Annotated in this window: 10 protein-coding genes; 5 read left to right on the top strand and 5 right to left on the bottom strand. The window is 69.5% G+C overall.

Annotation, left to right across the window (positions count from 1 at the left end; genetic code table 11):
• Positions 1-71 precede the first annotated feature (71 nt).
• On the bottom strand, positions 72-731 hold the full coding sequence (locus ABTZ89_RS30365; protein WP_351051116.1) for a GOLPH3/VPS74 family protein: 660 nt from the start codon (positions 729-731) through the stop codon (positions 72-74).
• A gap of 514 nt (positions 732-1,245) precedes the next feature.
• On the opposite strand from ABTZ89_RS30365, the gene pdhA reads away from it, so the two are divergent.
• From pdhA to ABTZ89_RS30350, 3 genes are read left to right on the top strand one after another with little or no spacing between them, the layout of a single operon-like run.
• Positions 1,246-2,463 (top strand): pyruvate dehydrogenase (acetyl-transferring) E1 component subunit alpha, encoded by a 1,218-nt coding sequence (gene pdhA / locus ABTZ89_RS30360; RefSeq protein ID WP_351051113.1) that lies wholly within the window; start codon positions 1,246-1,248, stop codon positions 2,461-2,463.
• Positions 2,463-3,479 (top strand): alpha-ketoacid dehydrogenase subunit beta, encoded by a 1,017-nt coding sequence (locus tag ABTZ89_RS30355; RefSeq protein WP_351051110.1) that lies wholly within the window; start codon positions 2,463-2,465, stop codon positions 3,477-3,479. The genes pdhA and ABTZ89_RS30355 overlap by 1 nt, the downstream gene beginning before the upstream one ends.
• 12 nt (positions 3,480-3,491) lie before the next feature.
• Positions 3,492-4,799: a dihydrolipoamide acetyltransferase family protein gene (locus ABTZ89_RS30350; protein WP_270950500.1), complete on the top strand. Its 1,308-nt coding sequence runs from the start codon at positions 3,492-3,494 to the stop codon at positions 4,797-4,799.
• A gap of 87 nt (positions 4,800-4,886) precedes the next feature.
• Here ABTZ89_RS30350 and ABTZ89_RS30345 read toward each other — a convergent pair whose 3' ends face one another.
• Positions 4,887-5,363, bottom strand: coding sequence for a pyridoxamine 5'-phosphate oxidase family protein (locus tag ABTZ89_RS30345; protein WP_351051107.1), 477 nt, complete (start codon positions 5,361-5,363; stop codon positions 4,887-4,889).
• A gap of 133 nt (positions 5,364-5,496) precedes the next feature.
• A complete protein-coding gene (locus tag ABTZ89_RS30340; protein WP_270950498.1) occupies positions 5,497-6,063 on the bottom strand; it encodes a hypothetical protein in 567 nt (188 codons plus the stop codon).
• 311 nt (positions 6,064-6,374) lie between these two features.
• On the opposite strand from ABTZ89_RS30340, the gene ABTZ89_RS30335 reads away from it, so the two are divergent.
• Positions 6,375-6,578 carry a hypothetical protein gene (locus tag ABTZ89_RS30335; protein ID WP_270950497.1) on the top strand — a complete coding sequence of 68 codons (204 nt, stop codon included), beginning with the start codon at positions 6,375-6,377 and terminating at the stop codon, positions 6,576-6,578.
• 108 nt (positions 6,579-6,686) lie between these two features.
• Here ABTZ89_RS30335 and ABTZ89_RS30330 read toward each other — a convergent pair whose 3' ends face one another.
• Together ABTZ89_RS30330 and ABTZ89_RS30325 are read right to left on the bottom strand one after the other, a co-directional pair.
• Positions 6,687-7,898: an acyl-CoA dehydrogenase family protein gene (locus ABTZ89_RS30330; RefSeq protein WP_270950496.1), complete on the bottom strand. Its 1,212-nt coding sequence runs from the start codon at positions 7,896-7,898 to the stop codon at positions 6,687-6,689.
• Between the two features lie 29 nt (positions 7,899-7,927).
• A complete protein-coding gene (locus ABTZ89_RS30325) occupies positions 7,928-8,464 on the bottom strand; it encodes an SCP2 sterol-binding domain-containing protein (RefSeq protein ID WP_351051103.1) in 537 nt (178 codons plus the stop codon).
• Positions 8,465-8,593: 129 nt separating this feature from the next.
• On the opposite strand from ABTZ89_RS30325, the gene ABTZ89_RS30320 reads away from it, so the two are divergent.
• Entirely contained in the window at positions 8,594-9,241 is a 648-nt protein-coding gene (locus ABTZ89_RS30320; protein WP_270950494.1) for a TetR/AcrR family transcriptional regulator, read from the top strand.
• Positions 9,242-9,471: the final 230 nt, after the last annotated feature.

Genomic DNA, 9,471 nt, shown 5'->3' with positions numbered 1-9,471 from the left:
AATTGAAACTGCAAATCCCAGGCACGGCGGACCGCAGTTTCAATTGAAACTGCGGACTCGGGGCGGAGCGATCAGCCGTCGGCCAGGACGACGGTGGTGGGCAGGGTGGTCATGGCGAGGATGGCGGCGGTGACCGCTGGGGTCACGTCGTCGCCGAGGTCCTCGCGGTTGGCGAGGGACTTCAGCCGGGTGCGCTCGCCGCGGTCGAAGTCGAGGGCGTGGACCAGACCGCTGCGGTGGACCAGCGTGCCCAGCAGCGCCAGACGTCCGTCGATCGGCAGCTCATCGCGCGCCAGGGCGTGCAGTTCGGCCAGCAGAGCGCCGCGGATGGCCCGGTCCGGGTGGTAGCGGTCGTCGGGGAGGAAACCGAGGAACGTCCGCCGCTCCCGGCGCAGGACTCCGCGGTCGACCAGCACCGATCGGTGCGCGAAGAACGCGGTGGTGCGCATCGGCAGCCACCAGCTCAGCTCCACCGGGAGGTTGTCGCGCCCGGCCGCGCGCTGGAACTCCGCGAGCAGCTCGTCCATCCACGGCTGGCCGCAGGACGCGGCGTCGAGCAGCTGGATCGCGGTGCCGCGCGGGGCCATCCGCCCGCGCAGGACCAGCTCGCCGATCTCGGCCGCTGCGGTGGCGGTGTTCGGGTTCGCGCTGACGTAGTGCGACCCGTTGGGCTTGTGCAGCAGCAGTGCGAACTCGTCCGGCAACGTCAGCAGGTTCGCGTACTCGCCCACCTGCCCAGTTTGTCGCACTCAGGCCGGGTCAGCGCTCTGCCGAGCGTCTCGATGATGCGCGCGAACTCGTCGAGGTCACCGGTCCGCTCGGGTGCTCGGTGTCCCTCTCGGTACCACCCACGGGGCCGACCTTCCCTCCGAGGAGCAGATGCCGATCAATGTAACAAAACGGACACCGAGCCGGAAGGATCTTCCCGGGCGGTTCGAATATCGGCACTGCGATGGTCCACAAATCGTTAGTCGGACCTCCATTACTTCGATGACCTGCGGATTCGTCCCGGCCGGCGGCGATCTACGGTGATCCGCGGAGGGCAGGTCGGCCGCGCCGCGGTCGAGCAGGCCCCCTGTGGCAGGGCTCACTAAGAGGGCGGATTTCGTGCCAGGATGGCGGGGAGCGATCCAACCGCCCCGGACGCGCACCCGGGTGACCCACCAGGTCGCCGGTGGTACGGCCGGGGCTGTCGGCCACGACGCCACAAGCGACGTGGTCCGGCGCGACACGAGGAGATCACGCATGTCCCCCGAGCAATGGACGCGACCGGAAACCGAAGGCACCGCCGGCCCCCCTGCCGCTACCGCAGCGAAACCCACACGGGAGCAGGTGATCGCCGGTTTGCGCGCCACGAGCGAAGGTGGAGCTGACCTCGTACAGCTCCTCACCCCTGAAGGTCAGCGGGTCGAGCACCCCGACTTCGACCTGGACATCTCCACCGCGCAGCTGCGCGACCTGTACCGGGACATGGTGCTGGTCCGCCGCGCCGACCGCGAGGGAAACGCGCTGCAGCGGCAGGGCCAGCTGGGCATCTGGGTCCCGCTGCTCGGCCAGGAGGCCGCCCAGATCGGGGCGGGCCGGGCGCTGCAGCCGCAGGACATGGCGTTCCCCAGCTACCGCGAGCACGGCGTGGCCTGGTGCCGCGGCATCGACCCGACGGAGCTGCTGGGCATCTTCCGCGGCACCGACCACGGCAGCTGGGACCCCACCAGCACCGGGTTCCACCTGTACACCATCGTCATCGGCAACCAGTGCCTGAACGCCACCGGCTACGCGATGGGCCAGCGCTTCGAGGGCAAGGTCGGTGACCAGGACGGCGAGGCCACCATGGTCTTCTTCGGCGACGGCGCCACCAGCCAGGGCGACGTGCACGAGGCCATGGTCTGGTCGGCGGTCTACGACGCCCCGGTGGTGTTCTTCTGCCAGAACAACCAGTGGGCCATCTCCGAACCGCTCGAGCGCCAGACCCGCGTCCCGCTGTACCAGCGCGCCAGCGGCTACGGCTTCCCCGGCATCCGGGTGGACGGCAACGACGTGCTCGCCAGCCTGGCGGTCAGCCGCTGGGCGATGGACGAGTGCCGCCAGGGCAACGGACCGGTGCTGATCGAGGCGTTCACCTACCGGATGGACGCGCACACCACCTCCGACGACCCGACCCGCTACCGGCTCGCCGACGAGCACGAGGCGTGGAAGCTCAAGGACCCGATCGAGCGCCTGCGGGTGCACCTGGTCCGCGACCACGGCGTCGAGCAGGACTTCTTCGACGGAGTCGACGCCGACGCCGACGAACTGGCCGCGCGGCTGCGCGACTTCTGCTTCAACATGCCCGAACCACCACCGGAGCGGATGTTCTCCGAGGTCTACGCCGAGGAGAGCCCGCAGCTGACCGCGCAGCGGGAGGCTTACCTGCAGTACCTGGCCGGATTCGCCGACGAAGCCATGGCAGGAGGTGTGCGCTGATGGCCGCGCCCGCACTGGAACGCCCGACCGCAACGGCGGGCACCCAGACCGTCACCATCGCCAAAGCCCTGAACCTGGGTCTGCGCGCTTCGCTGGAGCGCGACCCGAAGGTGCTGATCATGGGCGAGGACGTCGGCAAGCTCGGCGGCGTCTTCCGGATCACCGACGGCCTGCAGAAGGACTTCGGCGAGCACCGCGTGCTGGACACGCCGCTGGCCGAGTCCGGGATCATCGGCACCGCCGTCGGGCTGGCCATCCGCGGCTTCCGCCCGGTGTGCGAGATCCAGTTCGACGGGTTCATCTTCCCCGGCTTCGACCAGATCGTCTCCCAGCTGTCCAAGCTGCACTTCCGCAGCCAGGGCAAGGTGAAGATGCCGATCGTGGTGCGGGTGCCCTTCGGCGGCGGGATCGGGGCGGTCGAACACCACTCGGAGTCGCCGGAATCGCTGTTCGCGCACGTCGCGGGCCTGAAGGTGGTGTCCTGCGCCAACCCGGTGGACGCCTACTGGATGCTGCAGCAGGCCATCGAGTGCGACGACCCGGTGCTGTTCTTTGAGCCGAAGCGCCGCTACTACGAGAAGGCCGAGCTCGACCTGGCGACGCCGCCGGCGCCGCTGTTCAGCTCGAAGGTGGTGCGGCCGGGTTCCGCGGTCACCGTGGCCACCTACGGCCCGATGGTGCGCACCTGCCTGGACGCCGCGACCGCGGCTGCCGAGGACGGCACCGAGCTGGAGGTCGTGGACCTGCGCTCGCTGTCCCCGCTGGACCTGGGGCCGGTGTTCGAGTCGGTGCGCCGCACCGGCCGGTTGGTGCTGGTCAGCGAGGCGCCCGGCGAGTCGTCGGTGACCTCGGAGGTCACCGCCCGGGTGCAGCAGGAGTGCTTCTACTCGCTGGAGGCACCGGTGCTGCGCGTGACCGGGTTCGACACCCCGTACCCGCCGAGCAAGCTCGAGGAGGGCTACCTCCCCGACCTCGACCGGGTGCTGGACGCGGTAGACCGCTCGTTGGCGTACTGAGGGAGTTGTTCGATGACGATCAAGCAATTTCCGCTGCCCGACGTCGGCGAGGGGCTGACCGAGGCGGAGATCCTGGGCTGGCGCGTCAAGCCAGGTGAGCCGGTCACCGTCAACCAGGTGATCGTGGAGATCGAGACCGCCAAGGCCTCGGTCGAGCTGCCCTGCCCGTGGGCGGGCACGGTGCGCGAGCTGCTCGTCGACCCGGGCCAGACCGTGGAGGTCGGTTCGCCGATCATCGCGATCGACATGGGCGGCTCGGAGACCGCGGAACCGGCCGCGAGCGGCGGCAAGATCGGCGAGGAGTCCAACGGGCGCATCGCCACGCTCGTCGGCTACGGCCCGCGCACGACCAGCGCGAAGCGCCGCCCCCGCAAGGGGCAGGCCGCGGCGGCCGCCGCCGTCGAGGCGCCGCCGAAGCCCGAGCCGGAGGCGAAACCCGCAGTCCAGGCGGGTGGCTACGTGCCGCTGGCCAAGCCGCCGGTGCGCAAGCTGGCCAAGGACCTCGGCGTGGACCTGACCGGGCTGACCGGATCCGGTTCCGGCGGCGTGATCACCCGCGAGGACGTGCAGTCCGCAGCGGGCGCCCCGCCGGTCACGGCCGCCCCGGTCGCCGAGCCCGGTGCTCGCGAGCGCCGGGTGCCGATCAAGGGCGTCCGCAAGGCGACCGCGCAGGCGATGGTGAACAGCGCGTTCACCGCCCCGCACGTCACCGAGTTCCTGACCATCGACGTCACGCCGATGATGGAACTGCGCGAGCAGCTCAAGAAGCACCCGGAGTTCCGCGACGTCAAGGTCACGCCGCTGGCCTTCGCGGCGAAGGCGGTCTGCCTGGCGGCCCGCCGGACCCCGGACGTCAACGCCACCTGGGACGAAGCGGCTGGCGAGATCGTCTACAAGGACTACGTGCACCTGGGCATCGCGGCCGCCACGCCGCGCGGCCTGGTGGTGCCCAAGGTCCGCGACGCCGACCAGAAGTCCCTGAAGGAGCTGGCGCAGGCGCTGGAGCAGCTGACCACCACCGCGCGGGAGGGCAGGACGACCCCGGCGGACATGGTGGGCGGCACGTTCACGATCACCAACGTGGGCGTCTTCGGCGTCGACACCGGAACGCCGATCCTCAACCCCGGTGAGTCGGCGATCCTCGCGCTCGGCGCGGTCCGCGACATGCCGTGGGTGGTCGACGGCCAGGTGGTGCCGCGGAAGGTCTGCCAGCTGGCGCTGAGCTTCGACCACCGCGTGGTCGACGGCCAGCAGGGATCCCAGTTCCTCGCGGACGTGGGCGCCCTCCTCGCCAATCCGGCCATGGCGATCACCTACTGATCGCTCCGCCGCAGGTCATGGTTCGTGAGCACTTCGGGGTGCCAGAGCGCCCCGAAGTGCTCACGAGCATCTGCCTGGGGAAACGCGTCAGGCGCGCTTGAACGTCCGGGTGCCGCCACCCGGGGTCCACGTGGTGATGACCAGGTGGGTCTGGTCCTCGGACACGCCCGTGGTGGTGGCCTCGGTGATGTCCAGGCGGAACAGGTGGGACTCCGTCGACGGCGGCTTGACCTCGTCGACCCAGGCGCGCTGCTCGTCGGCGGTGACCTCCTCGGCCCGGCCGGCGAGCTTCACGTCCACCCCGCCCATCATGTCCTCGGGCGAACCGGGGTTGGCGTGCAGCGCGAAGCGGGCGTCCCGCTGCAGATCGACGGCCTTCCGGGACTGCGGCATCGATCCGAGCACCAGGTCAGGGCCGCGCCAGGCGACCTCCGTGCCGCTCACCCTCGGCGAACCGTCGCGTCGCAAGGTGGCCAGCACGTGGTGCTGGGAGGCTTCCAACCGCGCGCGGACCTGCGCGGCCATCTCCGGGGCTTCTTCGGCGAACTCCTGCCAAGTCGACATGACGGACATGGTGACACCTGTCACCGACAGCGACCGGCGAAGAGCGAAAACGGCCCGCCCACCTCGTTCGACGAGGCGAGCAGGCCGCTCTCAGGTCTTGTGGCCGAGCCGTTCGGCAGGGCTCGGCGGGACGTCAGTCGCCCTTGCGGCGGCGACCACCACGGCGGGAACCGGACTTGGACTTGGAGCCCGAGGCAGCTGAGGCAGCAGCGACCGGCTCGGCGGTCGCTTCGGAGCTGGTCTCTTCCTGAGCCTGAGCGTCGTACTCGCGGAGGAAGTCGAACGCGTGCTCGTCGAAGTCGTGGATGTCGATCTCCGGCAGTGCGCCGAGTTCTTCGTTCAGTTCCCGGAAGATGGGTGTCTCCAGGTCAGGGGTGGTCTTCTTCACCGCTTCGCCCTCCCGTTCACTCTCGAAGCTGTGGCCGGACCGCCAGCAGCGCTGCTGCTGGCTCGCCCGTTGCGAGCCCTCCCCGCGGAGCTCGTACGGCGCGGCCCGGGTACCGCTTTCGGTCCCGCCCGCGTCGTTGTGACGCACACCGGCCCAGCTGGTGATGCGGTCCGCGTCTACATTCATCCATTCGGACGAACGCCCATGGTGCACCTGCCCGGATCCGACCGGGACGAGGGCCCACGAAATGGTGCCTCCCAACACTTCAACCTGCGCATGGTTTGTGCAATTCCGCACCGTGGTGAGCGCCACTCCATCGGGTGGGTGCGGCCTCGAACATCGCCCGATAGTCCCATTCGGTGGGGTTTTCCGCCTCGGAGACCACTGCCGGCGACCTGCATCTTCCGCTGCAGGGCGATTGCGCCGCCGACGACCGCGCACCATCGGTTGGTCTTCCCGCCCAATTCGACACGATCCGACGCGTCCGGTGCGGAAGCCGGGTGCTCGAGCGCGGGTAACCCACCCAATCGGACTAATCGCCCAGCAGGGGGAGGGATCGGGTGTTGACCATCGATGCACCGGGGCGACGGCGCTCCGGGTTCCCCCGAAGGGAGACGGTGATCATGGGTAACCGCGTCAAGAAGGCGGTCGTCGCTTCCAGCTTCGGTCTCGGCGTCCTGCTGGCCGCGGCCGGGCCCGCGGTCGCACAACCGTTCGGCGTCAGCTGGTCCGACTGCGTGTGGGGCGGCGGCCAGGTCATCCAGCTGCAGGCCGGCGGCGAAGCGTGCCTCGGCGGCTCGTTCGACGGCAAGGTAGTGGTCGGCTGACGCCGACCCCGAGTACCGCCGCAGGTCGCGCTCCTCCCTCGGCCTGCGGCCCCCCACAACCCGAGCGGCCCCGACCGACCAGGCCGGGGCCGCGAAGGACGAGGAGCGTCAGGCGATGTGGTGGCCGGAGATGGCTCGGGACACCACCAGCTGCTGGATCTGCTCGGTGCCTTCGAAGATGTCGTAGATCTTGGCGTCGCGGTGCATCCGCTCCACCGGGAACTCCCGGGTGTAGCCGTTGCCGCCGAGGATCTGGATCGCCCGCTCCGTCGCCCAGGTGGCCACCCGTCCCGCCTTGAGCTTGGACATCGAGCCCTCGCCTGCGGTGAAGCCGCCGTTGCGACCCAGCCAGGCCGCGCGCCACACCAGGAGGCGGGCCGCGTCGATCTCCATCCGCATGTCCGCCAGGGTGAAGGCGATCGACTGGTTCTCGATGATCGGCCTGCCGAAGGTCTCGCGCTCCTTCGCGTACTCCAGCGCCGTCTCGTAAGCCGCGCGCGCGATGCCGATGGCCTGCGCGCCGACCGCGGGACGGGAGAGCTCGAAGGTCTTCATCGCCGCCTGCGAGCTGGCCTTGGTGCCCTCGCGTGAGCGGGCCAGGCGCTCGTCCAGCTTCTCCTTGCCGCCCAGCAGGCAGCTGCCGGGGACGCGCACGTCGTCCAGGAACACGTCGGCGGTGTGCGAGGCCCGCAGACCGTGCTTCTTGATCTTGCTGGGGGCTTCGAGGCCCTTGGTGCCCGGCGGGACCACGAACGCCGCCTGGCCGCGCGAGCCCAGCTCCGGGTCCACGACCGCCTGCACCACGTGGACGTTGGCGATGCCGCCGTTGGTCGCCCAGGCCTTCTGGCCGTTGAGCACCCACTCGTCGGTGGCCTCGTCGTAGACCGCGCGGGTGCGCATCGCCGAGACGTCGGAACCGGCCCCGGGCTCCGACGAGCAGAACGCCGCCACCTTCGGGTCGTCGGCGTCGCCGTAGCACTGCGGGACCCATTCGGCGAGCTGGTCGGGGGTGCCCGCGGCGAAGATCCCGGCCACCGCGAGGGTGGTGCCGAAGATCGCCATGCCGATGCCGCCGTCGCCCCAGAACAGCTCCTCGTTGGCGATCGGCAGCGACAGACCGGTGTCATCGGCCCAGAACGTGGCCACCGCTTCGAAGCCGTAGAGGCCGACCTTGGCCGCCTCCTGGATGATCGGCCACGGCGTTTCCTCGCGCTCGTCCCACTCGCGCGCGGCTGGGCGGATGGTCTTCTCGGCGAAGCCGCGCACCCAGTCCCGCAGCTCCTGCTGCTCCTCGCTCAGCTCCAGGGAAAAACTCATCATCTTCCGTTTCTCTGCGAGGTCTCGGACTGTCAGGCCTTGGGGATCTGGAAGAGCTTGGTGAGGCCGGCGGCGAAGCCGAGGTCACCCGCGACCTTGAGCTTGCCCTTCATGAACAGCATCGGGGCGGATGCGTTGCTGGAGGCCAGCTTGAGGAATTCGGCCGGTGCGACCGTGATGGTCACCCGCGGCTCGTGCTGCGGGTCCTTGCTGACCTCGCACTTGCCGTCGGCCAGCACGCACTCGTAGCGCAGCAGGTCGTCGTCGGTGCCGATCCGCCAGCGCACCACGGCTTCGTGGTTGCCCGCCTTGTAGTGCTCGCCCATCCGCCGGAAGACCTCGTCGAGGATGCCTTCGCGCAGTTCCGGGCGGGCCATCACGGCTTCGAGCTGTTCGTCGGAGGCGCGGGAGATCAGCCGCGCGAACTGCTCCGGGCGCAGCGCGCTGAGGTCCACCTCGTCGCTGCCGGCGATCTCGGAGGCGGCTTCCAGCAGGGCGACGAACTCGTCCTTGCTGATCTTCTTCGGGTCGACCTCGCCGAGTGCGGCGATCGGATCGGTTTCTGGCATCGTTGCCACCTCCAACGCGCTTACCTACTCGCGAGTAAGACTACGTTCGAGTAGGTTCGAAGGCAAGCGACCTGCGACGACCGGTTTTGATCTAGCCTGACCGGGAGCAGGGACCAGCGGAGAGGTGACATGGTTCAGGACAACGGCCGCCCCCGATCGCGACGCCTGCCCAGGGCGGTCCGCGAGCGGCAGATCCTGGACGCCGCGGTGGAGGTGTTCGCCGCGCACGGCTTCCACGCCGCGTCGATGGACGAGATCTCCGAGGTCGCTGGCATCTCCAAGCCGATGCTCTACGCCTACCTCGGCACCAAGGACGAACTGTTCGTCGCCTGCATCCGCCGTGAGGCGGAGCGGCTGATCGAGGCCATCGGAACCGCGGTGGAAGCCGGGCTGCCCCCGGCCGACCAGCTGTGGCGCGGACTGCTGGTGTTCTTCGAGTACGTGCAGGCCAACCAGGCGGGCTGGGCGGTGCTGTACCGCCGGGCGAACGTGCAGGGCGAACCGTTCGTCGCCGAGCTCTCCGAGTGGCGGGAGCGGGCGACGAACCTGATCGCGGTGCTGCTGGCGCGCGCGACGGAGGACTCGGCGCAGCCGATGCAGGCGGAGCAGACCGAGCCGTTCGCAGCGGCGCTCGTCGGAGCCGGCGAGGCGCTGGTGGAGTGGTGGTTCGACAAGCCGGAGCACACCGCCGACGGCATGGCGATGCGCCTGATGAACATGGTCTGGATGGGCTTCAGCGACCTCGTCGAAGGCCGCTCCTGGACCCCGAACTCCTGACCCCGCCGCAACTTCCCTTGAAATCGCACGTCCAATTTCAACTCGCGTCCCATCGGCGTGTCGGATCCCGACACGCCGCCACCGGCATTCTGCAGTTTCAATTGAAACTGCAGACCCCACCCGCTGCGGACCGCAGTTTCAATTGAAACTGGGGTCAGGTGCGACCAGCCCAATGCCCCGTTGTAGAGGCAGTGGGTGCAGACCGAACCCAGGTTGACCACCACGAAGAC

This window comes from Saccharopolyspora sp. NPDC002686, from assembly GCF_040295745.1.
In the GTDB taxonomy this organism is placed as follows: domain Bacteria; phylum Actinomycetota; class Actinomycetes; order Mycobacteriales; family Pseudonocardiaceae; genus Saccharopolyspora; species Saccharopolyspora oryzae.
Note: the sequence above shows the minus strand (reverse complement) of the source record. Positions and strands in the feature narration are given on the sequence as shown.